This is a genomic window from Duganella sp. BJB1802, from assembly GCF_013369445.1.
Lineage (GTDB): Bacteria > Pseudomonadota > Gammaproteobacteria > Burkholderiales > Burkholderiaceae_D > Rugamonas > Rugamonas vulcania_A.
Genome location: NZ_JABWEF010000002.1, coordinates 195075 through 217797, shown reverse-complemented (window position 1 = coordinate 217797; position 22723 = coordinate 195075). Strand labels below are relative to the sequence as shown.

Sequence of the window (22723 nt, the reverse complement as noted above, 5' to 3'; positions counted from 1 at the left end):
TGCGATGGCGCTCAGGCGGATTCGGACAGCAGGTCGTCCGGCGGCAGCGGTTGCGACAGCAGCACGGCCAGTTCCGCCATGGCCTTGAAGATGGCTTGCGTGAGCGCCGCCGTGTGGGCGCGGGTGGGGTGGGTGTGCTCGCCGCTGATGGTGGGCAGTTCGCGCCGCAGGCGGCAGCGCAGTATCGTCAGGCCGCAGCGGCTGACGGTGGCCGCCAGCTGCGGCAGCATTTCGCGCATGTGCTGCATGGCCGAGGTCTGGGCCGCGCCCACCTCCAGCGCCACGCCGTTGCCGGTGGCCGGTTCCATCTGGATCACCACCCGGCCCACGCCGGGCAGCATCAATTCCAGCCGCAGCGCCACGCGCGCGCGGCGGCGGCGGTTGCTGCGGTCCTGCTCCTCGTCCTCCTTGACGATCACCTTCAGCACCAGGCGCTCGGCGCCCCAGGCGTAGACGGCGAAGCGCCACGGTTCCATCTCGGTCACCAGCGGCAGGCCGGGGCGGCCCTCGCGCATGGCGGCCGGCGTGTGGTCGGCCATGAACAGGCTGGACGGCATGTGCTGGCCGGTGGCCTGTTCCAGCCAGGCGGCGCGCTGTTCGGCGTAGGTCCGCACCATGACTTGCCACGAGGCGGCCATCATCTGGGTGTCGGGCGGCTGCCAGACCAGCTGGCGCGATAAAAAGACTTGATTGGGGCGCATCGCGGCCGGATCGCCGGCGTTCGGCACCTCGGCCAGCGCGGCCGCCAGCGCCTCGACGCCGGATTGCGGCAGCGGCAGGCCCTCGGGGCCGTCGAGCAGCACGCCGACCGCGCCGGGACCATCGGGCGCCAGCGGGCCGACCGGATAGTCGGCGTCCAGCGGCGTGGCGCCGGGCGCGCGCGCGACCGGTCCCGGCTGCGTGGACTGCCGGTCCGGGATGCCCAGCGGGCGCGTTGTGGGTCCGATGCGGTCTAAAGCCATCAGGCTTGCTCTCGAAAAAAACCGGTGAAAAAAAAGCCAACCGAACTTCCGGTTGGCTCCTTGTGTTCCCGACCCGCGAGCAGGTCAGGAAGGCGCTACGATTACTGCAGCAAGGACATAACCAGGGACGACGTGCTGTTCGACTGCTTCAGCATGGCGGTGCCGGCCTGCAGCAGCATCTGGCTGGAGGTCATGTTCGACGATTCCGAAGCGAAGTCGGTGTCCATGATACGGCCAGTTGCAGCTTTGGTGTTGGTCGAAATGTTCGACAGGTTGTTGTACACGTGGTCCAGACGGTTGGCGGCCGCACCCAGCGACGAACGCACGCCGCCGACCAGGTCGATGGCGGTGCTGATGGTGTCGATGGTGGCGTTCGCTGCGGTCTGGCCGGCGGCGTTGCTGGCCGATGCGGTACCGTCGGTGCCGTCGGAGATTTCGGAGCCGACGGCCGCGCCGCCTGCTGCGTAACGTGCCGAAACACCGCCCAGGCCGCCTGCGCCGGTCAGGGTGGTCATGGCGGCCGACAGGTCGATCGACATGGTTTCAGCCTTGGTGGCGCCGATCTGGAAGGTCATCGATGCCGACAGGGTGCCGCCGTCCATCAGCTTGGCGCCGCCGAAGGTGGTGTTTTTCATTACGTTGTTCAGTTCGCTACCCAGCGCGTCGAACTCGGACTGCAGAGCAGCCTGGTCTTTTGCGGTCGACGAGGCATCGGCTGCCTGGGTGGCCAGATCTTTCATGCGGGTCAGCATGGTGGTGACTTCGTCAAACGCGCCTTCGGCGGTTTGCAGCATCGAGATCGAGTTCTGGGTGTTGCGCATTGCCATGGCCATACCGCTCGATTGTGCTTTCAGACGGGTTGCAATCTGCAGGCCGGCAGCATCGTCCATGGCCGAATTGACACGGAAACCGGTGCTCAGGCGGGTCTGCGAAGTCGACAGGGACATCTGGGTGCGGGAGATCGAGTTCTGTGCGGAAAGGGCCGCAGCGTTAGTGTGAAGGCTCAGCATGAAATAACTCCTGGTAGGTGGATTCAGTTCGGAGCAACGGATCCTTTGTGCTCTCCCAAGTACAAGACGACCGTATCTGGAAGGACATTAAATGCTTTGTGGAAATTTCTAAAATATTTTTCCATGAAGGGTGAATTCGCGCGGTTGCGGCCTGCGGCGCCGGCCCTCCATCGTTCGATTATGAGACGGTTTTGCCGGGGGAGGTGCAATAAATCGTTCCCGGAATAAAAAACAGCGCGCCACCAAGGACGCGCCGCTTCAGCATTGTTGCTTTTTTGGCTTACATGTTCGGATAGTTCGGGCCGCCGCCGCCTTCCGGCGTTATCCAGACGATGTTCTGGGTCGGATCCTTGATGTCGCAGGTTTTGCAGTGCACGCAGTTCTGGGCGTTGATCTGCAGGCGGTCCGCGCCCTCGTCGGTCTTGACGAATTCATACACGCCGGCCGGGCAGTAGCGCGCCTCCGGACCCGCGTACTGGGCCAGGTTGACGTCCACCGGCACGCTCGGGTTCTTCAGGGTCAGGTGGATCGGCTGGTCCTCGGCGTGGTTGGTGTTGGAGATGAACACCGACGACAGGCGGTCGAAGGTCAGCTTGCCGTCCGGCTTGGGATAGCTGATCGGCGTGCACTGCGAGGCCGGCTTCAGGCATTCGTGGTCGGCGTGGGTGTGGTGCAGTGTCCACGGCGCCTTGCCGCGGAAGACCAGCTGGTCGATGCCGGTCATCAGCGAGCCCAGGTACAGGCCCTTGTTCAGCCATGGCTTGACGTTGCGCGCCACGTGCAGTTCCTCGTGCAGCCAGGATTTCTCGAACGCGACAGGATAGGAGGCCAGCTCGTCGTGCTGGCGGCTGGCGCCCAGCGCCTCGAACACGGATTCGGCGGCCAGCATGCCGGACTTGATGGCGGCGTGGCTGCCCTTGATGCGGCTCATGTTGAGGAAGCCGGCGTCGCAGCCGATCAGCGCGCCGCCCGGGAACACCAGCTTGGGCAGCGACTGCAGGCCGCCGGCCGTGATCGCGCGGGCGCCGTAGGAAATGCGCTTGCCGCCCTCGAAGAAGGTCTTGATGGCCGGGTGGGTCTTGTAGCGCTGGAATTCCTCGTACGGCGACAGGTAGGGGTTCTCGTAGTTCAGGCCGACCACGTAGCCGACCATGACCTGGTTGTTTTCCAGGTGGTACAGGAAGGAGCCGCCGTAGGTCTTGCTGTCGAGCGGCCAGCCGGTGGTGTGCACCACCAGGCCCGGCTGGTGCTTGGCCGGGTCGATTTCCCACAGTTCCTTGATGCCGATGCCGTACGATTGCGGGTCCTTGCCCTTGTTCAGGTCGTACTTGGTCATCAACTGCTTGCCCAGGTGGCCGCGCGCGCCTTCGGCGAACAGCGTGTACTTGCCGTGCAATTCCATGCCCAGCTGGAAGTCAGAGCCGGCCTCGCCGTCGCGCTTGACGCCCATGTTGCCGGTCGCCACGCCCTTGACCGAGCCGTCGTCGTTGTACAGGATCTCGGCGGCGGGGAAGCCGGGGAAGATCTCCACGCCCAGCGCCTCTGCCTGCTGGCCCAGCCAGCGCACCACGTTACCCAGCGAAATCACGTAGTTGCCATGGTTCTCGAAGCAGGCCGGCAGCAGGAAGTTCGGGGTCTTGATGGCCTTGGTTTCGGTCAGGAACAGCACGCGGTCCTCGGTGACGGCGGTGTTCAGCGGCGCGCCTTTTTCCTTCCAGTCGGGGATCAGTTCGGTCAGCGCCTTCGGGTCCATCACGGCGCCGGACAGGATGTGGGCGCCCAGCTCGCCGCCTTTTTCCAGCACGACGACCGACACTTCCTGGCCTTTTTCGGCGGCCAGCTGCTTGATCTTGATGGCCGCCGACAAGCCCGCAGGGCCGCCGCCGACGATCACGACGTCATACTCCATCGCATCGCGCGGGCCGTACTGTTCTACTAGATTTTGTGGCTGTGTCATGGTCTGTTCTTATAGTGGTCAAATGGGTGGAGGAAAATTTAAGCACGAGTGTGCTTCTTTTTCGTCCGGATTGCAATGTGGGCGCCATTTTGAGGGACATTATTAGACACTGCAATCTAATACTGGCGATTTGTGTAATCATAACGATTCGACAGTCTACGCTGTCGGAAATTCATCACCATTACCAAATACTAGGAGTAGCTCGTGGGCATAGAAGTCAACTTTGAGGGAAAAATTGCGCTGATCACCGGCGCCTCCAGCGGTCTCGGAGCCCGGTTTGCCAAAGTGCTGGCCCAGGCCGGCGCCCAGGTGGTGCTGGCCTCGCGCCGCACCGAGCGCCTGAAGGAGCTGCGCGCCGAAATCGAGGCGGACGGCGGCGCCGCCCATGTGGTCAGCCTGGACGTGACCGACTACGCCAGCATCAAGTCGGCCATCGCCCATGCCGAGACCGAGGCCGGGCCGATCGACATCCTGGTCAACAACTCGGGCGTGTCGACCACCCAGCGGCTGGTCGACGTGACGCCGGAGGATTATGCCTTCGTCATGGACACCAACCTGCGCGGCGCCTTCTTCGTGGCCCAGCAGACCGCCAAGCGCATGATCGCGCGCGCCAAGGGGGATCCGACCAAGAAGCACCGCATCATCAACATCGCCTCGGTGGCGGGGCTGCGGGTGATGCCGCAGATCGGCGTGTATTGCATGAGCAAGGCCGGCGTGGTGCAGATGACCAAGGCCATGGCGGTGGAGTGGGGCAAGTACGGCATCAACACCAACGCCATCTGCCCCGGCTACATCTCGACCGAGATCAACGAGGAATACTTCGCCAGCGAGCAGGGGCAGAAGCTGATCAACATGCTGCCGCGCAAGCGCCCGGGCAAGCCGGAGGACCTGGACGGGCTGTTGCTGCTGCTGGCGGGGGAGGACTCCAACTTCATCAACGGCGCGATTATTTCCGCCGACGACGGCATGACGGCAACGTAATCAGAGCTGCAGGCCGACCAGCTTGTGGACCAGTTCCGACGAGGTGGCGGCCGAGAATTTGCGCATCAGCTTGGCGCGGTGCATTTCCACCGTGCGCGGGCTGAGGTCGATCTGGCGGGCGATGGTCTTGCTGGTCTTGCCCTCGACCAGCAGGGCGGCGATTTCCCGCTCGCGCGGCGTCAGCTCGGCCGTCACCGGGCGCTTTTCGCTGACGTCCTCGAAGGTCCAGATGCCGGGCCCCAGCGGCTCGGACGCCTTCATCGAATGCCCGGTGACGTGGCACCAGAACAGTTCGCCGTTCGCGCGGCGCATGATGCGCTCGTCCGAATAGCGGCCCCTGGCGTTCATGATGGGGATGATGCGGTCGCCGGTGCGCAGGAACTCGTCCATGGTCGGATACAGCACCACGAAGGACTGGCCCTGCAGCTGCTCGCGGGGGTGGCCGAACATCGCCGCCAGCGCCTCGTTGCAGGACTGGATGACGCGGTTTTCCGAGATGCACATGCCGACCGGCGCGTGCAGGAAAATGGATTCGTAGTCGATGACCGGAGCGTTGTTCATGTGTGGGGGCGGCAGGTAGTTCTACGGTATTGTGCTTTTGATGTGCGTATTCTATGCTGAGACGCCTCGTCGCTAGCGCATTTAACAATGTTAGCAACGGATTTAGCAACACGTGTTGAGCAAATAAGATAAGGGACACCCATGAACAAGATCTATCCTGACGCCGCCGCCGCGCTGGCCGGCGTCGTACAAAACGGTCAAACCATCGCCGTCGGCGGGTTCGGACTGTGCGGCATCCCTGAGGCGCTGATCGCCGCGCTGCGCGATTCCGGCGTCACCGGCCTGACCGCGATCTCCAACAACGCCGGCGTGGACGGCTTCGGCCTCGGCCAGTTGCTGGAAACCCGGCAGATCAAGAAGATGATCGCCTCCTACGTGGGTGAAAACAAGGAGTTCGCGCGCCAGTACCTGGCCGGCGAGCTGGAGCTGGAATTCACGCCGCAGGGCACGCTGGCCGAGAAGCTGCGCGCCGGCGGCGCCGGCATTCCGGCCTTCTTCACCAAGACCGGCGTCGGCACCATCGTCGCCGAGGGCAAGGAAATCCGCGAATTCGACGGCGAGCAGTACGTGATGGAACGCAGCCTGGTGGCCGATGTGGCGCTGGTCAAGGCCTGGAAGGCCGACAAGGCCGGCAACCTGGTGTTTCGCAAGACCGCCCGCAACTTCAACCCGAACGCCGCGATGGCCGGCAAGGTCACCATCGTCGAAGTCGAGCAGCTGGTGGAAATCGGCGAGATCGACCCGGACGCCGTGCACCTGCCGAGCATTTTCGTGCACCGCATCGTGGTCAACGCCACGCCGGAAAAACGCATCGAGCAGCGCACCGTGCGCGCCAACTAAGAATATCGGAGAGTAAATATCATGGCATGGACTCGTGACGAAATGGCCGCGCGCGCGGCGAAGGAATTGCAAGACGGTTACTACGTCAACCTCGGCATCGGCTTGCCGACGCTGGTGGCGAACTACGTCCCGGCCGGCATGGAAGTGTTCCTGCAATCGGAAAACGGCTTGCTGGGCATCGGCCCGTTCCCGACCGACGACGAGGTCGACGCCGACCTGATCAACGCCGGCAAGCAGACCGTGACGGCGCTGCCGGGCGCGGCGTACTTCAGCTCGGCCGACTCGTTCGGCATGATCCGGGGCGGCAAGATCAACCTGGCGATCCTCGGCGCGATGCAGGTGTCGGAGCAGGGCGACCTGGCCAACTGGATGATCCCGGGCAAAATGGTCAAGGGCATGGGCGGCGCGATGGACCTGGTGGCCGGCGTCAAGCGCGTGGTGGTGCTGATGGAGCACGTCGCCACCGCCAAGGACGGCTCGACCTCGCACAAGCTGCTGAAGAAATGCGACCTGCCGCTGACCGGCGTCGGCGTGGTGGACCTGATCGTGACCGACCTCGGCGTGATGGAAGTGACCGCCAAAGGCTTGAAGCTGACCGAACTGGCGCCCGGCGTCAGCAAGGAGCAGATCCAGGCCGCCACCGGCGTGCCGCTGGACATGTCGGCCGTCTAAGCGCCGCCGGCACACAGCAAGGCACGCTTCGGCGTGCCTTTTTTTATGCTCCGCCGCGCCGGCATAAACTTGTATTTGAGAAATCCAACGGATAGACTGTTAGAAAAATAACTATCTTATTTCTCAATGAAATCGATCCGATGCGCGGTACTGTACTTTTTGGCCTGCCTGGTCTGTGTCCAGGCCTGGGCCAAACCAGCCGACTACAAGACCGGCGCCGCCGCGCCATGGGTGGTGCCGGTATCGCCGCTGCACCCGCCGGCCGCCACACCGCTGCCTCCGCGCGGCGGCGTGGCCTATCTGCTGCAGGACTACCAGACCCGCGTCGACCAGCGCGGAAAGGTGACGTATTTGCACGTGGCCAAGCGGGCGCTCGATAGCAGCGGGGTGGAGAAGGTCGCCTCGATCAGCATCAGCTATGACCCCACCTACCAGAGCCTGACGCTGCATGCGATCAATGTGATCCGCGACGGCAAGCTGGCGCCCCGGCTGGCCAGCGCCAAGGTGCACGTATTGCAGCGCGAGACCGAACTGGACTCCCAGATCTACGACGGCAGCATGACCGCCAGCGTCATGCTGGACGACGTCCGCATCGGCGACATCGTCGAATACGCGTACAGCGTGGACGGCAGCAACCCGGTGTTCCAGAACAAGGTGACGGGCAAGGCCGACCTGGAGTGGGCGGTGCCGGTGGAGCATGCCTTCGTGCGGCTGCTGGTGCCATCCAGCCGTCCGGTCTGGATCGCGCCGCGCCACAGCAAGCTGAAACCGCAGTTGCGCGAAGCGGACGACTACCGCGACTACCGCTGGGAATTGCACAACGTGCCGGAATTGCGCGTCGACAGCGGCGCGCCCGAGTGGTACGACCCCTATGCTTCGGTGCAATGGACCGAGTTCCGCGACTGGGCCGAGGTGGTGCGATGGGCCCTGCCTTTGTACCGGCCGCAGCGCGACATGGGCGAGGCGTTGCGCCGCGAAGTCGAGCGGATCGCCCGTGAACACGCGGACCCGGCCGGCCGCGTGGCCGAGGTGCTCAAGCTGGTGCAGCGCGACATCCGTTACCTGGGCATCGAGGTCGGGCCCGGATCGCATGCGCCGACCGCGCCGTCCACGGTGTTCCAGCGCCGCTTCGGCGACTGCAAGGACAAGGCGCTGCTGGTGGTGACGATGCTGGACGCGCTCGGCATCGACGCCGCGCCGGCGCTGGTCAACACCGCCATCGCGCGCGAGGTGGCGACCTGGGCGCCGACGCCGACCGCGTTCAACCATGTGCTGGTGCGGGTGCGTACGGGCGGCAAGCTGTACTGGCTGGACCCGACGCGCTCCCTGCAACAAGGCGACCTGGAGCACCTATATCAGCCGGACTACGGCTATGCGCTGGTGCTGGAGCCGGGTGCCGCAGGCTTGTCGCCGATGGCGGGCCGGGCCGCCCCGCGCAAGACCGTGCGCGCGCTGTTCGACGCCAGCGCCGGTCTCGCGCAGCCGGTCGGCTACACGGTGACGACCACATTCGAGGGGCGCGGCGCCGACAGCCTGCGCGACCAGCTGGTTAGCAACAAGGCCGAGCTGGTCACGCAGTACCGCAATTTTTATGCGCGCAGCTATGCCGGCATCCGCGCCGACGGCGAGCTGAAGGTGCAGGACAATGCGCCCGCCAACGCCTTGACGCTGGTGGAGTCCTACCGCATCGCCGGTTTCTGGGAGCGCAGCGGGAAGGGCGGCCGGCTCGAGGCCAACATCGAGGCGTCGGACGTCACGGGACCGCTGAAGGCGCCGGATGCGATCGGCCGCAACGCGCCGCTGCGTCTGGAATATCCGAACAATATCAGCGAAGTGACCGAGGTGCGCCTGCCCGAACGCTGGAATTTGAAAAGCGAGAAAGCCGAGGTGCACGATGCGGCCTTCGAGTTCTCCTACGAGGTGGCGCCGGCCGCCGATGGAAAGAGCGTGCGTATCACGGCGAACTACCGCGCGCTGAGCGATCACGTCGATCCTGGCGACATGGGCAATTACGCCGCCCACTTGAAGAAGGCGCGCGAGATGGTGGGCTATCAGCTTTACACCGACGCCCCGGGCGATCGCGTGGCCGGTGAGGCGCCAGCCGCATCCGGCAGCGGTCTGGGGGGGCCTGGGTGGCTGTTGGGGCTGGCCGCACTGAGCGTGGTAGGGCTGCGGCGGGTGCTGCTGCCTGCGGGGCGCGGCGCCGCTCCCGAGCACCGCGAAGTGAACCGGCGCCTGGCGCTGGCAGGAAGTCTGCTGGGGGCGATGTTCGCGTTGATCGGCCTGACGGCGATCCCGCTGCGGTATTCGTTGCCGGTGTCGGCCGTCGTGTTGGCCATGCTGGCGAAATATCTGTGGGAGGGCGTGGCGCTGGTGCCGGCCACCCACCCGCTCTATCGCTGGGCCCGTCGTTGCTACGGCTTGAGGAGCGATCCATTGACGATGGCCTTGTGGTCGCTGGCCCGCAAGTTGCCGCCGTTGCTGGGCTGGCTCATGCTGGGCAGCTACGCGGCCCAGGTGCTGAGCCGCTAGCCAGGCCCGGCGTTAATCGTGGTGGTGCACCACGGTTTTCCAGACCGCGTCCATATGCTTCTTGTAGGCGGCGTTGATTGGTTGCAGCAGGGCGGCGTCGTATTGGCGCTTGCCTTGCAGCGCGGGTCCGGTGTCGTGGAACTCCAGTTCGCCGCGTATGGCCAGCTTGGTCGCGCCTTCGCGCAGGATCACCTTGACGGTCGAGTAGTCCACGCCGCCGCTGCAAAACAATCGATACGGTATGGTGACTTCGCTGCGGCCGTCGTGGTTCAGGTCGGTGATGCGGACGGCGGAGGGGAAGAATTCCGCCACATGGTCCAGGATCGGGCAGTCGACCGAGTCGCGCACCGTCCACTCGGTCACCCAGCGACCCTCCTTGCGGCCGTAGTAGGTGGCGGCCAGTTCGAGGTAGTCTTCATCGCTGTCGGAATTGGCCATCTGCGAGCGGCTGGCCTTGCGGCTCAGCACCAGCAGGTGCTCGCCCTCGCGGTCCTCGACGCGCTTGGCGCCGACCAGCGTGCCGGCGTAGCCGATGTGGCGCGCGGCCAGGTACACCGCGTCGATCTTGGGGGCGGGTTCGGCGGCGGCGCAGGTGGCGGCTGCCAGCCACAGCGCGATGGCGGTGGCGTGGTGGGATGAGTTCATGGTCATGCCCGGAATATATATGAAAAACGCCCCGCAGGCCGTCATGCAGCGTGCGGGGCGTGGCCGGGCAAGGCTGATCAGTGCGCGTGGCGGGTCAGCGGTTGCAGGTCCGGGTCGGTCACGGTCGAGCCGGGATTGTTCAGTTCCTTGTGCAGCGTGTCGTGGTTCAACTCTTTTTCCCAGTGCGACACGACCACTGATGCGACGCCGTTGCCGACGAAGTTGGTCAGCGCGCGGCATTCGCTCATGAAGCGGTCGATGCCCAGGATCAGCGCCATGCCGGCCACCGGAATGGTCGGCACCACGGCCAGCGTCGCCGCCAGCGTGATGAAGCCGGCGCCGGTGATGCCGGACGCGCCTTTCGAGGTCAGCATCGCCACGCCGAGGATGGTCAGTTCCTGCATCAGCGTCAGGTCGGTGTTGGTGGCCTGCGCCACGAACAGGGCGGCCATGGTCATGTAGATGTTGGTGCCGTCCAGGTTGAACGAGTAGCCGGTCGGAACCACCAGGCCCACCACGGACTTGGAGCAGCCCAGGCGTTCGAGCTTGGTCATCAGCGAAGGCAGGGCGCTTTCCGACGAGCTGGTGCCCAGCACGATCAGCAGTTCTTCCTTGATGTAGTTGATGAACTTGAAGATCGAGAAGCCGGTCAGGCGCGCCACGGTGCCCAGCACCACCACCACGAACAGGAAGCAGGTCAGGTAGAAGCAGCCCATCAGCTTGGCCAGCGGCATCAGCGAGGCGATGCCGTATTTGCCGATGGTGAAGGCCATCGCGCCGAACGCGCCCAGCGGGGCGACCTTCATCACGATGCCGACCACGCCGAAGATGGCCGACGACAGTTCGTCGATCAGCTTGGTGACCGGCTTGCCGCGCTCGCCGAGCAGCGACAGCGAGAAGCCGAACAGGATGGCGATCAGCAGCACTTGCAGGATGTCGCCCTTGGCGAAGGCGTCCACCACGGTGTTCGGGATGATGTTCATCAGGAAGTCGATGGTCGACTGGTGCTTGGCTTTTTCGGTGAACTCGGCGATGGCCTTGGTGTCGAGCGTGGCGGGGTCGGCGTTGAAGCCGGCGCCCGGGCGCATGATGTTGGCCACGAACAGGCCGATCACCAGCGCGAAGGTGGAGATGACCTCGAAATACAACAGCGCCTTGCCGCCGACGCGGCCGATTTTCTTGATGTCCTGCATGCCGGCGATGCCGGAGACCACGGTGCAGAAGATCACCGGTGCGATGATCATCTTGATCAATTTGATAAAGCCGTCGCCGAGCGGTTTCATGGCGACCGCGTCGGATGGGTAGAAGGCGCCCAGCAGGATGCCGCATGCGATGGCGAACAATACCTGGACGTATAGAACTTTATAAAACGGCTTTTTCACGGGGTCTCCTCGCGTTCTTGTGAGGAGACCATCATCCGACAAAATAGGAGACATCACCATTGTGGTTAACCGCATTCACAACAGTGATATCCCTTATGCAAGGTTATTGTGCCACCCAACCACCATCCATATTCCACGCCACGCCGCGCACCTGCTTGGCCGCGTCGCTGCACAGGAACACGGCCAGCGCGCCCAGTTCCTCCGGCGTGACGAACTCGCCGGACGGCTGCTTGTCCGCCAGCAGGGCCTTCTTGGCGTCCTCGTTGCTGATGCTGTCCTTGGCGGCGCGGGCGTCGACCTGCTTCTGCACCAGCGGCGTCAGCACGAAGCCCGGGCAGATCGCGTTGACGGTCACGCCGGTGGTGGCGGTCTCCAGCGCGCTGGCCTTGGTCAGTCCGAGCAGGCCGTGCTTGGCGGCGACGTAGGCCGACTTGCCGGCCGACGCCACCAGCCCGTGCGTGGAAGCCAGGTTGATGATGCGGCCCCAGTTGTTGGCGCGCATGCGCGGCAGCACCAGGCGCGAGGTGTGGAAGGCCGAGGTCAGGTTGATGGCGATGATGGCATCCCACTTCTCGACCGGGAAGTCCTCGACGTTGGCCACGTGCTGGATGCCGGCGTTGTTGACCAGGATATCGACGCCGCCGAACTTGTCGCCGGCGAAGGCGATCATGTTTTCGATCTCGGCCGGCTTGGACATGTCGGCATTGTGGTACGCCACCTGGACGCCGAATTCCGCGGCCAGGCCGATCTGCAGCTGGGCGATCTCGGCGGCGTCGCCGAAGCCGTTCAGCAGCACGTTGGCGCCTTCCGCCGCCAGCGTGCGGGCGATGCCCAGGCCGATGCCGGAGGTGGAGCCGGTCACCAATGCCGTCTTGCCGCTCAAAGTCTTGTTTGCCATAGTGTCCTCAGTGGGGTTGGAGATTAAAGTCGTGCTGCGCTACACTTCGGTAGGATTTTAAGCGTAACGCCCGGTAAAATGGTATTTCTAAACAGCATTGCACAAATCACTATAAAAACCACCAAGGAAGTCGCATGTTCGAAGCAAAAATAAAGTCTGTTCAATGTCTGTCTCTGGCTGGTTTGCACCGCATGTCGTACAAGGAATGGGGCGATGAGAGCAACCCGAACGTGCTGCTGTGCGTGCACGGCGTCACCCGCGTGGGCGACGACTTCGACAACATGGCGCGCGCGCTGGCCAACGACTACCGCGTGATCTGCCCGGACATCGTCGGCCGCGGCCGCTCCGGCTGGCTGAAAAATCCGCAGCTGTACCGCATTCCGCAGTATGTCAGCGACATCGTCACCCTGCTGGCGCGCGTGCTGCCGGCCGGCGCGCAATCGCGCGTCGACTGGTTCGGCACCTCGATGGGCGGCCTGATCGGCCTGGGCCTGGCCTCGCTGCCGGACAACCCGGTGCGCAAGCTGATCCTCAACGACATCGGCCCGGTGCTGGCGCCGGCGGCGCTGCAGCGCATCGGCGACTACATCGGCCAGGACCTGCGCTTCGACACCTTCGACGAGGCCGCCAAGTTCATCCGCGACGTCTCGCTGACCTTCGGCCAGCACACCGAGGCCGAATGGCATAAACTGGCGAGCGACGTGCTGCGCCAGGATAAGGACGGCAAGTGGATACGCCACTACGATATGGGGCTGGCCTTGCCGTTCCGCTCGGCCACGCCGGAATCGGCCGCGGCCGACGAGGCGATGCTGTGGGCGGCCTACGACGCGATCCGCTGCCCGACGCTGCTGGTGCGCGGCGCCGAGTCCGATCTGCTGACCGCCGAGACGGCGGCGCTGATGGCGCAGCGCGGCCCGAAACCGGCGCTGGTGGAAATCCCGAACGTCGGCCACGCGCCGACCTTTATTCACGACGACCAGATCGCCATCGTCAAGCAATTCCTGTTGGGTTAATGTAAAGAAGAAGAGTATGGAAATCAAACGACTGCATGTAGGCAAACGCTTGTCCGAAGCGGCCATCCACAACGGCACCGTGTATCTGGCGGGCCAGATCGCCGACGACAAGACACAGGACATCCGCGGCCAGACCCGCGAAGTGCTGGGCCACATCGACCGCCTGCTGGCCGAAGCCGGCAGCGACAAGACCTGTATCCTCAGTACCACCATCTACATCGCCGACCTGGCCGACTTCGCCGGCATGAACGAGGAGTGGGACGCCTGGGTGCCGAGCGGGCACACGCCGCCCCGCGCCACCGTGGAAGCCAAGCTGGCCGATCCGGCATGGCGCGTGGAGATCATCGTCGTCGCGGCGCAGCGCTAGGGGCATCATGGTTTCCATCACCGCGCTCACCAGCGCAACGTCGGAGCAACTGGTCCAGGGCCTGTCGCCGGACGACAGCGCGCGCATGCTGGCGGCGCTGGACTTCGCCAGCGACGCCTACGGCGACAAGGTCTGCGCCAGCGGCCAGGCCGCCATCGACTTCGCGGTCGGCGTGGCCGGCACGCTGGCCTTCATGCGTACCGACGTCGAGACCCGCATCGCCGGCCTGATGTTCGAGCTGACCTTGCTCGACACGGCGCAGGCGCCCATCATCGAACCGCGCTTCGGCCAGGAGGTCAGCGACCTGGTGGCCGGCGTGCGCCAGCTGATCCGCCTGCGCGAGCTGACGCAAACCCAGGGACCGCAGGGCGCCGTCGCGCGCGGCCGCAACGCCGCGCAGATGGCGGTGGCGCAGGTCGAAACGCTGCGCAAGATGCTGCTGGCCATGGCCTCGGACATGCGCGTGGTGCTGGTGCGGCTGGCGTCCTGCGTGACGACCCTGCGCTACTTCGCCGACATCAAGCTGTTCAACGACATGACCTGCGCCTACGGCCGCGAGACGCTGGACCTGTACGCGCCGCTGGCCAACCGGCTGGGGATCTGGCAGCTCAAGTGGGAGCTGGAGGACCTGTCGTTCCGCTTCATCGAACCGGAGGCGTACAAGCGCATCGCCAAGATGCTGGAAGAAAAGCGCATGATGCGCGAAGGCTTCGTCACCTCGTCGATCGCTCGGCTGCAGTCGGAGATGTCGGCGGCCGGCATCCAGGCCGAAGTGTTCGGGCGGCCCAAGCACATCTACTCCATCTGGAGCAAGATGAAGGGCAAGGAGCTCGACTTCACCGACCTGTACGACGTGCGCGCCTTCCGCGTGATCGTGGCCGACGTCAAGACCTGCTACACGGTGCTGGGCGTGGTGCACAACATCTGGACCCCGATCCCGAAGGAATTCGACGACTACATCTCGCGGCCGAAATCGAACGGCTACCAGTCGCTGCACACGGTGGTGACGGCCGAGGACGGCCGGCCGCTGGAAGTGCAGATCCGCACGCAGGAGATGCACAGCTTCGCCGAGTATGGCGTGGCGGCGCACTGGCGCTACAAGGAAGAGGGCGGCTCCAACTTCGCCGGCCAGAAGTACGACGAGAAAATCGCCTGGCTGCGCCAGCTGCTGGCGTGGAAGACCGACGTGGCCGACGCCGTGGTCGGGCAGGAAGAGCAGCAGCGCGAGTGGGTGGAGAAGCTCAAGTCCGCCGCGCTGGACGACCGCATCTTCGTGCTGACGCCGCAGGCGCGCGTGCTGGAACTGCCGGTCGGCGCCACGCCGGTGGACTTCGCCTACCACCTGCACAGCGACGTCGGCCACCGTTGCCGCGGCGCGCGCGTGGACGGCGTCATGGTGCCGCTGAACACGCCGCTGAAGAACGGCCAGACCTGCGAGATCATCACCGCCAAGGGCGCGCCCGGCACGGCCGGCCCGTCGCGCGACTGGCTCAGCGACGAATACACGGTGTCCACGCGCACGCGCTCCAAGATCCGCGCCTGGTTCCACGCCATCGACATGCAGGAAACGCTGTCGCACGGCCGGGCGATGGTGGAGAAATCCCTGCAGCGCGAAGGCAAGACGGCGGTTAACCTGGAAGCGCTGGCCAACAAGCTGGGCTTCGCCAAGGTCGATGACCTGTTCCTGTCGGTGGGCAAGGACGAGTTCAGCCTGCGCCACGTCGAGCAGGCGCTGCACGACACCGGCGAGCCGGTCGAGCCGGAAGACGCGGTGGTGCTGGGCAAGAGCAAGGCGTCCAGCGTGGACCAGGGCGCCAAGTCGGGCGTGCTGGTGGTGGGCACAGACGGCTTGATGACGCAATTGGCCAAGTGCTGCAAGCCGGCGCCGCCGGACGGCATCGTCGGCTTCGTCACGCGTGGCAAGGGCGTGTCGATCCACCGCGCCACGTGCAAGAACTTCGCCGAGATGCGCGCCAAGGCGCCCGAGCGGGTGATCGTGACCGAGTGGGGACGGGCCGGATCGGACACCGTCTACCCGGTCGACATCTTCATTCTGGCGGGCGACCGCCAGGGCTTGCTGCGCGATATTTCCGAGATCTTCTCGCGCGAGAAGATCAACGTCATCGGCGTCAACACGCAGAGCGCCAAGGGCTTCGCGCGCATGACCTTCACGGCCGAGATCGGCGCCACCGCGCAATTGCAGAAGGCCCTGAACGCCATTGCCGAAGTGAGCGGCGTCCAGGAAGCCCGGCGCGCCTAGGCTTCGGCCTGCATCGCGGCCTGCACCGAGGGGCGGGCTGCGATGCGGTTTGAATAGGCCGCCACGGCCGGCCAGTTGTCCAGGCTGATATCGAAGAAGGCAAACCATCCCAGCACCGTGTACAGGTAGGCATCGGCCACGGTGAACTTATCGCCCATCAGATAGTCCTGCTGTTGCAGCGTGTGCTGCAGGAACGTCATGCGCTTCTGCAGCTTGTCGCGGAAGATGGCGGTGGCGGCCTCAGGCATCGCGCGATTGAATAGCGGGGCCACGCCGGCGTGGATTTCGCTGCCGATGAAATTCAACCACTCCTGCAAGCGCACGCGCTGCCAGCTGCCGGGCGGCCGCGCCAGTCCGGCCGACGGCTTCAAGTCCGCCAGATATTGAACGATGGCCACGCCTTCAGTCAGCACCTCTCCATTCTCCAATTCCAGTGCCGCGACATATCCTTTCGGGTTGATGCTGCGGAAGTCCCTGCCGTCGGCGGTCAGCTTGGTCTGGTTATCGACGCGTACCAGCTCGTAAGGCAGGCCCAGCTCCCGCAATACGATGTGCGGCGAGAACGAGCAGGTATGCGGTGCGAAATATAGCTTCATATCGGATTCCATAAGAAAGATGAGGCTTCACTGTAGGCGTCGGGTTCTTGGCTGTAAAATTAATGCTCCATAAGCTAGGTATTAGGTTTTCTAATGATGAATTTGGCCCATTGGCGCCTGCTGCTCGCGGCCGCCGATACACGCAACATCTCGCGGGCGGCGGAGCAGGTCGGCATCACGCAATCCGGCGCCAGCCAGGCGATTGCGCAGATGGAGGCGTCGCTCGGCGCGCAGTTGTTGATACGCGAGCGGCGTGAGGTCAGCGTCACCGTATTCGGGGAGCAGGTCGTCGCGCATGCCCGCGCGATGCTGGTGGAGTTCGATGCGATCCGTTCGCTGGCCCATGCCGCGCAAGGCTTGCATGCCGGCCGCATCCGGGTGGCCGGCTTCCCGTCCGTGATGACCACCGTGCTGCCGCCGTTGCTGCAAGCGTTCAAGCGCCGCCATCCGGGCATCGACGTCGTGGCGCTGGAGGGGACGGACGACGAGGTGGAGCAGTGGCTGGCGGATGACACGGTCGAGTTGGGCGTGGTGCTGAATCCCGCGCCGGGGCGGGAGGCGGCCATCATCGGCCGAGATGCCTGGGTGGCGGTGGTGCCGACCCATCATCCGCTGGGGCGGCGTTCGAGCGAGCAAGGCATCGCATTGGCCGAGTTGGCCAATGAGCCGTTCGTGCTGGCGACCGGCGGCTGCACGGTGCATGCGCAGAGTCTGGCAGAGGAAGCCGGCGTCACGCTGACCGACATCCGCGTCACGGTGCGCGACCTGGGCAGCGCTGCCGTGCTGGTGAGGGAAGGGCTGGGCGTGGCAATCATTCCCGAATCGGCGTTGCCGGAAGACCGGCGCGGACTGCGCATCATGCAACTACAGCCGCGCCTGTATCGCGAGTTCGGCCTGCTCCGTTCGCAAGCCGGCCGCGCCTCCGCTGCCGCCCAAAAACTTTGGGGTCAAGTCTGACATTCGGACACGAGCTCTTCCGTAGCGGGCATGCTACAGAAGAGCTCGTGTCCGAATGTCAGACTTGACCCCACCGGTTTTAAGCGATGATTTTCGCGACGCGCGCTTCGATGGCCTTGGCCAGCAGGTTGATGTGGTAGCCGTCGACGAAGCCGTGGTGGGCCAGCACGGACATCGTCATCGTCAATCTGCCGTCGGCGCGTGGGTCGCTGAAACGCCCCCAGGCCAGCGAGGGGATGTCGTAGTTCTTGTGGCAGTAAATCGGATGCTCGATCGCCACCAGCTTCAGCCACGGCATGCAGGTGATGTGGACGTTGCGCTTCTTGTCGAGCGGGCTCAGCGCTTCGGTGGTGTTGACCAGCGCGTCGCTGGCCTCGGCGATCTTCTTCGCCGCTACGCTGCGCTCAACGAACTCATGCAGGTCCGACGAGCGCGTGAAGCGCGCGAAGTTCAGGTTGTTGTCACGGTTGAGCACAGTGTACGACGCCATGAAATCGTCGATCTTGATGACCTCACCTTCGTGGACGCGGTACATGAAGTTGTCGTTCTCCTTGAGCGAGTTCAGCACGCAATACAGGAAGACGTGGAACGGCGGCAGTTTGTGTTCTTTGCAGAAGGGGCGGAAGTCCGCCACCTCCAGTTCGAAGCTCAGGTTGACCAGCGGGTTTTCAAATGAGGCAAAGGCGTTGTATCGGTCGCGGCGTTTTTCAAAATTATGCATCGTGGGCTACTTCTGCTTGTAAGGTGATGTGGTCGATGCCATGCTTTTCCAGCAGCATGGACTTGATGTTGAGCAGGATCTCGGGCCAGCAGGCGAGGTCGGTGATTTCGATGTGGCCGATCAGCGCCGGATGGCCGGGCGACATGTCCCATACATGCAGGTCATGCACCGAGCAGACGCCGTCTATCTTGCCCAGGTCGGCGCCGACGTTCAGGTAATCGATCTGTTCCGGCACCCCGCCCATCAGGAAGTGATACGACTCGCGCAGCACGTCGATGGTGGATTTCAAAATCAGCAGCGCGACAAAGATCGACAGCAGCGGATCGATCTGCATCCAGCCGGTGTAGTAGATGACGGCGCCGGCGATCAGCGCGGCCACCGAGCCCAGCAGATCGCCGATCACGTTGACCAGCGCGGCGCGCGTGTTCATATTGCTGTCGCCGCGCGACAGCATGTAGGCCAGCACCAGGTTGATCAGCAGGCCGATGCCCGCCACCACAAACACGGTGCCGCCTTGCACCTGCTCTGGCTTGGAGAAGCGCTGCACCGCCTCGAACACAATCCAACCGACCAGCAGCAGCAACACCAGGCTGTTGACGAAAGCCGCCAGCGCCTCGGCGCGGCCGAAGCCGAACGAGTGGCGCGCCGATGGCGGCCGCTTGGCGATCAGCTGCGCCAGCAAGGCCAGGCCCAGCGCGGCGGCGTCGGTGACCATGTGGCCGGCGTCGGAAATCAACGCCAGCGAGTTGGACATGAAGCCGGTGACGACTTCGACCACGGCGAATCCCAATGTCAGCGCCAGCGACCACGCCAGCACCGACTGGCTACGCTGCACGTTGAAGTGTGCATGTTGGGCGTCGCCGTCGCGGTGCTCGTGCAGGTGGGCGGACGGGGAGGGTGGCAGCTCTATGCTAGTGTTGGCGCGGGTTTCGGCTTGCATCGGCTTCTTGTTGTAGTGGGAACCCCCATAGTTTAAAGGATGTCGATGACCCGCGTATGGCATCCTCATAGTGCAATTTGTAAATGTTTCCGAATAATGCCCTTGTTTTTCTCCTGATCGCTCTCTATAATGCTGGTCTTCGGGCGGTTAGTTCAGCTGGTTAGAATACTTGGTCGACATCCAAGGGGTCGCAGATTCGAATTCTGCACCGCCCACCAGATTACGTAGTAAAGCAGTAAAAGCGCAGTAAAATAGCAGTACCACGGGCGGTTAGTTCAGCTGGTTAGAATACTTGGTCGACATCCAAGGGGTCGCAGATTCGAATTCTGCACCGCCCACCAGAACATGTAAGAGCGAGAAAGGCAATCCGGTTATGACACCGCGAACTACTACCAAGCTTTGGGAGTGACGCTAGTCGATCGGGATTCTTTTGCTCAAAAAAAGAGAAAACGCGGCTAGTCCGCGTTTTTTTTCGTCCGCGTTTTTTATTATTCGTTGTACCACTACCTGGCCCGTGTGCCGAAAATGGAGATCACTATGCTTTCAGTTCGCCTTCCCGATGGTTCTGCCCGTGAGTTCGACGGCCCAGTCACCGTTGCACAAGTGGCGTCCAGCATTGCAACCAGCCTGGGCAAGGCCGCGCTGGCCGGCAAGGTGGATGGCAAAGTGGTGGATACCTCTTTCCTGATCGAGAAAGATTCCGACCTGGCCATCATCACCGACAAGGACCCCGAAGGCCTGGACGTGATCCGTCACTCGACCGCCCACTTGCTGGCCTACGCGGTGAAGGAGCTGTTCCCCGATGCGCAAGTGACCATCGGCCCGGTCATTGAAAACGGTTTCTACTACGACTTCTCGTACAAGCGTCCATTCACGCCCGACGACCTGGTCGCCATCGAAAAGAAAATGGCCGAGCTGGCCAAGAAGGACGAGCCGGTCACCCGCAAGGTGCTGCCGCGCGACGAGGCCGTGGCCTACTTCAAGTCCATCGGCGAAGCCTACAAGGCCGAGATCATCTCGTCGATTCCCGCCGACCAGGATGTGTCGCTGTACACCGAGGGCAGCTTCACCGACCTGTGCCGCGGCCCGCACGTGCCGTCGACCGGCAAGCTGAAAGTGTTCAAGCTGATGAAGCTGGCCGGCGCCTACTGGCGCGGCGACAGCAAGAACGAGATGCTGCAGCGTGTCTACGGCACCGCCTGGACCAAGAAGGAAGACCAGGAGCAGTACCTGTTCCAACTGGAAGAGGCGGAAAAGCGCGACCACCGCAAGCTGGGCAAGCAGCTGGACTTCTTCCACTTCCAGGACGAGGCGCCGGGCCTGGTGTTCTGGCATCCGAAGGGCTGGACCATCTGGCAGCAGGTTGAGCAATACATGCGCAACAAGTACCAGGTCAACGGCTATCAGGAAGTGAAGGCGCCGCAGATCCTGGACTCCAGCCTGTGGGGCAAGACCGGCCACTGGGACAACTACCGCGAAAACATGTTCGTGACGGAGTCGGAAAACCGCTCCTACGCGCTGAAGCCGATGAACTGCCCGGGCCACGTGCAGATCTTCAACAGCAACATGCGCTCGTACCGCGACCTGCCGCTGCGCTACGGCGAGTTCGGCCAGTGCCACCGCAACGAGCCGTCGGGCGCGCTGCACGGCATCATGCGCGTGCGCGGCTTCACCCAGGATGACGGCCACATCTTCTGCACCGAAGAGCAGATCGAGCCGGAAGTGGTGTCCTTCCACACGCAGGCGATGGAAGTCTACAAGGACTTCGACTTCAACAACATCGAAGTCAAGCTGGCGCTGCGTCCGGACAACCGCATCGGCACCGACGAAGTGTGGGACGAGGCCGAGGACGCGTTGCGTTCGGGCCTGCGCGCCTGCGGCGTGACCTGGACCGAATTGCCGGGCGAGGGTGCGTTCTACGGTCCGAAGATCGAGTATCACCTGAAGGATTCGCTGGGCCGCCCATGGCAGGTCGGCACGATGCAGGTCGACTTCTTCATGCCGGAGCGCCTGGGCGCCGAGTATGTGGCGGCCGACAACAGCCGCCAGGTGCCGGTCATGCTGCACCGTGCGATCGTCGGCTCGATGGAGCGCTTCATCGGCATCCTGATCGAGAACTACGCGGGCGCCTTGCCGGCATGGCTGGCACCGGTGCAAGTATCGGTGCTGAACATCTCCGACGCGCAGGCCGAATATGTGGCACAAGTGGCTGAAAAGCTGCGCCGGAGCGGGTTCCGCGTGCAGACCGATTTGCGCAACGAGAAAATAACCTATAAAATACGCGAACATTCCGTCCAAAAACTGCCCTACATTCTTGTGGTTGGCGATAAAGAGCGGGATGCCAATACCGTGGCTGTGCGGGCACGGGGCAATGTCGATCTGGGCGTCATGTCCGTCGATGCCCTGATCGAGCGACTTCAGCAAGACGTCGCCAACAAAGCCTGATCGCGCAGTCCTTCATTAGATTTTAAAAGGAATCACCATAGCTACTGACAAGTCGCATCGCATCAATGGCGAAATCACTGCCCCTGAAATGCGTTTAAGTGGGGTCGATAACGAGCCTCTCGGTATCGTGAGTTTGGCCGAAGCCTTCCGCCTGGCGGAAGAAGCAAACGTCGACCTGGTCGAGATCGCGCCTACCGCGGTCCCGCCGGTCTGCCGTTTGATGGACTACGGTAAATTCAAGTATTCGGAGCAGAAGAAGGCTCACGAAGCGAAATTGAAGCAGAAAATCATCGCCGTGAAGGAAGTCAAATTCCGTCCGGGCACCGATGACGGCGACTACAATATCAAGCTGCGTAACCTCATCAAGTTCCTGGATGAAGGCGACAAAACCAAGATCACGCTGCGTTTCCGCGGCCGTGAAATGGCGCACCAGGATATTGGCTTCCGTATGCTGGAGCGCCTGAAGGCCGACCTGGAGCCATACGGCCAGGTCGAGCAGTTCCCGAAGATGGAAGGCCGCCAGATGATCATGGTCCTTTCGCCTAAGAAAAAGAAGTAATCTTGTTGTAACCGCAAGCATAAGAGGCGCTCCGGCGCCTCTTATAATTTGTGGTGCAGAATTGCAGCATCTGGTCTATAATTGCCGGCTGTTGTAAATGTAGTGGACTCGCATCCGCTGCAAAAACAAGTGAAAGCAGGCATCTAAGTGTGACGTAGTGTCGCCACCTGCAATCCTGTTTGATATGGAGCTACCCAAGAGGGTAGATTGCTATGCCAAAAATGAAAACCAAAAGCTCCGCGAAAAAACGTTTTCGCGTGCGTCCGGGTGGTACTGTTAAATCGGGTATGGCGTTCAAGCGCCACATCCTGACCAAGAAGACCACCAAGAACAAGCGTCAGCTGCGCGGCACCCGTAACATCAACGCTTCGGACGTCACGTCCGTCATGCGTATGATGCCAACCGCTTAATCTCACAACTAAGGA

21 protein-coding genes and 2 tRNA genes are annotated in these 22723 nt (G+C 63.3%); 13 read left to right on the top strand and 10 right to left on the bottom strand.

What is annotated here, in order from left to right; genetic code table 11:
- Positions 1 to 11: 11 nt before the first annotated feature.
- From HUX88_RS04100 to HUX88_RS04090, 3 genes are all read right to left on the bottom strand, one after another.
- Positions 12 to 962 (bottom strand): hypothetical protein, encoded by a 951-nt coding sequence (locus HUX88_RS04100; protein ID WP_176360932.1) that lies wholly within the window; start codon positions 960 to 962, stop codon positions 12 to 14.
- A gap of 101 nt (positions 963 to 1063) precedes the next feature.
- Entirely contained in the window at positions 1064 to 1972 is a 909-nt protein-coding gene (locus HUX88_RS04095; RefSeq protein WP_117011402.1) for a flagellin, read from the bottom strand.
- A 280-nt stretch (positions 1973 to 2252) separates the two neighbouring features.
- Positions 2253 to 3881 (bottom strand): electron transfer flavoprotein-ubiquinone oxidoreductase, encoded by a 1629-nt coding sequence (locus tag HUX88_RS04090; RefSeq protein ID WP_117011401.1) that lies wholly within the window; start codon positions 3879 to 3881, stop codon positions 2253 to 2255.
- A 252-nt stretch (positions 3882 to 4133) separates the two neighbouring features.
- Between HUX88_RS04090 and HUX88_RS04085 the strand changes: the two genes are divergently transcribed.
- Positions 4134 to 4910: an SDR family oxidoreductase gene (locus HUX88_RS04085; protein ID WP_070359926.1), complete on the top strand. Its 777-nt coding sequence runs from the start codon at positions 4134 to 4136 to the stop codon at positions 4908 to 4910.
- On the opposite strand, the gene HUX88_RS04080 is transcribed toward HUX88_RS04085, so the two are convergent.
- Positions 4911 to 5471 (bottom strand): LuxR C-terminal-related transcriptional regulator, encoded by a 561-nt coding sequence (locus HUX88_RS04080; RefSeq protein ID WP_117011400.1) that lies wholly within the window; start codon positions 5469 to 5471, stop codon positions 4911 to 4913. It abuts the gene before it with no gap.
- Between the two features lie 141 nt (positions 5472 to 5612).
- Between HUX88_RS04080 and HUX88_RS04075 the strand changes: the two genes are divergently transcribed.
- The 3 genes from HUX88_RS04075 (at position 5613) to HUX88_RS04065 (ending at position 9515) form a co-directional block, all read left to right on the top strand.
- On the top strand, positions 5613 to 6311 hold the full coding sequence (locus tag HUX88_RS04075; protein WP_176360930.1) for a CoA transferase subunit A: 699 nt from the start codon (positions 5613 to 5615) through the stop codon (positions 6309 to 6311).
- Positions 6312 to 6332: 21 nt separating this feature from the next.
- Positions 6333 to 6983, top strand: coding sequence for a CoA transferase subunit B (locus HUX88_RS04070; protein ID WP_117011398.1), 651 nt, complete (start codon positions 6333 to 6335; stop codon positions 6981 to 6983).
- A gap of 126 nt (positions 6984 to 7109) precedes the next feature.
- The gene (locus HUX88_RS04065; protein WP_176360929.1) at positions 7110 to 9515 is read left to right on the top strand and encodes a DUF3857 domain-containing transglutaminase family protein; all 2406 of its coding nucleotides are present in this window, start codon (positions 7110 to 7112) and stop codon (positions 9513 to 9515) included.
- A 12-nt stretch (positions 9516 to 9527) separates the two neighbouring features.
- Here HUX88_RS04065 and HUX88_RS04060 read toward each other — a convergent pair whose 3' ends face one another.
- The 3 genes from HUX88_RS04060 to HUX88_RS04050 form a co-directional block, all read right to left on the bottom strand.
- Positions 9528 to 10166: a M949_RS01915 family surface polysaccharide biosynthesis protein gene (locus HUX88_RS04060; protein WP_373886750.1), complete on the bottom strand. Its 639-nt coding sequence runs from the start codon at positions 10164 to 10166 to the stop codon at positions 9528 to 9530.
- A gap of 71 nt (positions 10167 to 10237) precedes the next feature.
- On the bottom strand, positions 10238 to 11596 hold the full coding sequence (locus HUX88_RS04055) for a dicarboxylate/amino acid:cation symporter (protein WP_217916219.1): 1359 nt from the start codon (positions 11594 to 11596) through the stop codon (positions 10238 to 10240).
- A gap of 49 nt (positions 11597 to 11645) precedes the next feature.
- On the bottom strand, positions 11646 to 12440 hold the full coding sequence (locus HUX88_RS04050) for a 3-hydroxybutyrate dehydrogenase (protein ID WP_176360927.1): 795 nt from the start codon (positions 12438 to 12440) through the stop codon (positions 11646 to 11648).
- Between the two features lie 134 nt (positions 12441 to 12574).
- Here HUX88_RS04050 and HUX88_RS04045 point away from each other — a divergent pair, with 134 nt between their 5' ends.
- Genes HUX88_RS04045 through HUX88_RS04035 form a run of 3 tightly spaced genes read left to right on the top strand, consistent with a single transcriptional unit; the run spans position 12575 to position 16080 of the window.
- A complete protein-coding gene (locus HUX88_RS04045) occupies positions 12575 to 13453 on the top strand; it encodes an alpha/beta fold hydrolase (protein WP_176360926.1) in 879 nt (292 codons plus the stop codon).
- A 16-nt stretch (positions 13454 to 13469) separates the two neighbouring features.
- Entirely contained in the window at positions 13470 to 13820 is a 351-nt protein-coding gene (locus HUX88_RS04040; protein WP_117011392.1) for a RidA family protein, read from the top strand.
- A gap of 7 nt (positions 13821 to 13827) precedes the next feature.
- Positions 13828 to 16080, top strand: coding sequence for a bifunctional (p)ppGpp synthetase/guanosine-3',5'-bis(diphosphate) 3'-pyrophosphohydrolase (locus tag HUX88_RS04035; RefSeq protein WP_176360925.1), 2253 nt, complete (start codon positions 13828 to 13830; stop codon positions 16078 to 16080).
- On the opposite strand, the gene gstA is transcribed toward HUX88_RS04035, so the two are convergent.
- On the bottom strand, positions 16077 to 16676 hold the full coding sequence (gstA, locus tag HUX88_RS04030) for a glutathione transferase GstA (RefSeq protein ID WP_176360924.1): 600 nt from the start codon (positions 16674 to 16676) through the stop codon (positions 16077 to 16079). The genes HUX88_RS04035 and gstA overlap by 4 nt on opposite strands.
- 93 nt (positions 16677 to 16769) lie before the next feature.
- On the opposite strand from gstA, the gene HUX88_RS04025 reads away from it, so the two are divergent.
- Complete coding sequence (locus tag HUX88_RS04025; RefSeq protein ID WP_176360923.1) at positions 16770 to 17633, top strand: LysR family transcriptional regulator; 864 nt, start codon at positions 16770 to 16772, stop codon at positions 17631 to 17633.
- Positions 17634 to 17712: 79 nt separating this feature from the next.
- On the opposite strand, the gene HUX88_RS04020 is transcribed toward HUX88_RS04025, so the two are convergent.
- The gene (locus HUX88_RS04020) at positions 17713 to 18354 is read right to left on the bottom strand and encodes a CatA-like O-acetyltransferase (protein ID WP_176360922.1); all 642 of its coding nucleotides are present in this window, start codon (positions 18352 to 18354) and stop codon (positions 17713 to 17715) included.
- On the bottom strand, positions 18347 to 19294 hold the full coding sequence (locus HUX88_RS04015) for a cation diffusion facilitator family transporter (RefSeq protein ID WP_176360921.1): 948 nt from the start codon (positions 19292 to 19294) through the stop codon (positions 18347 to 18349). The genes HUX88_RS04020 and HUX88_RS04015 overlap by 8 nt, the downstream gene beginning before the upstream one ends.
- Before the next feature lie 141 nt (positions 19295 to 19435).
- Between HUX88_RS04015 and HUX88_RS04010 the strand changes: the two genes are divergently transcribed.
- The 5 genes from HUX88_RS04010 to rpmI all read left to right on the top strand — a co-directional run bounded on the left by HUX88_RS04010 (position 19436) and on the right by rpmI (position 22708).
- Positions 19436 to 19512: transfer RNA gene (locus HUX88_RS04010), tRNA-Val, on the top strand.
- Positions 19513 to 19558: 46 nt separating this feature from the next.
- Positions 19559 to 19635 (top strand) — tRNA-Val (locus HUX88_RS04005).
- Positions 19636 to 19831: 196 nt separating this feature from the next.
- Positions 19832 to 21739, top strand: coding sequence for a threonine--tRNA ligase (thrS, locus tag HUX88_RS04000; RefSeq protein WP_176360920.1), 1908 nt, complete (start codon positions 19832 to 19834; stop codon positions 21737 to 21739).
- A gap of 19 nt (positions 21740 to 21758) precedes the next feature.
- On the top strand, positions 21759 to 22298 hold the full coding sequence (gene infC / locus HUX88_RS03995) for a translation initiation factor IF-3 (protein WP_071658961.1): 540 nt from the start codon (positions 21759 to 21761) through the stop codon (positions 22296 to 22298).
- Between the two features lie 212 nt (positions 22299 to 22510).
- Positions 22511 to 22708 carry a 50S ribosomal protein L35 gene (gene rpmI / locus HUX88_RS03990; RefSeq protein WP_008449407.1) on the top strand — a complete coding sequence of 66 codons (198 nt, stop codon included), beginning with the start codon at positions 22511 to 22513 and terminating at the stop codon, positions 22706 to 22708.
- The last annotated feature ends 15 nt before the right edge of the window (positions 22709 to 22723 follow it).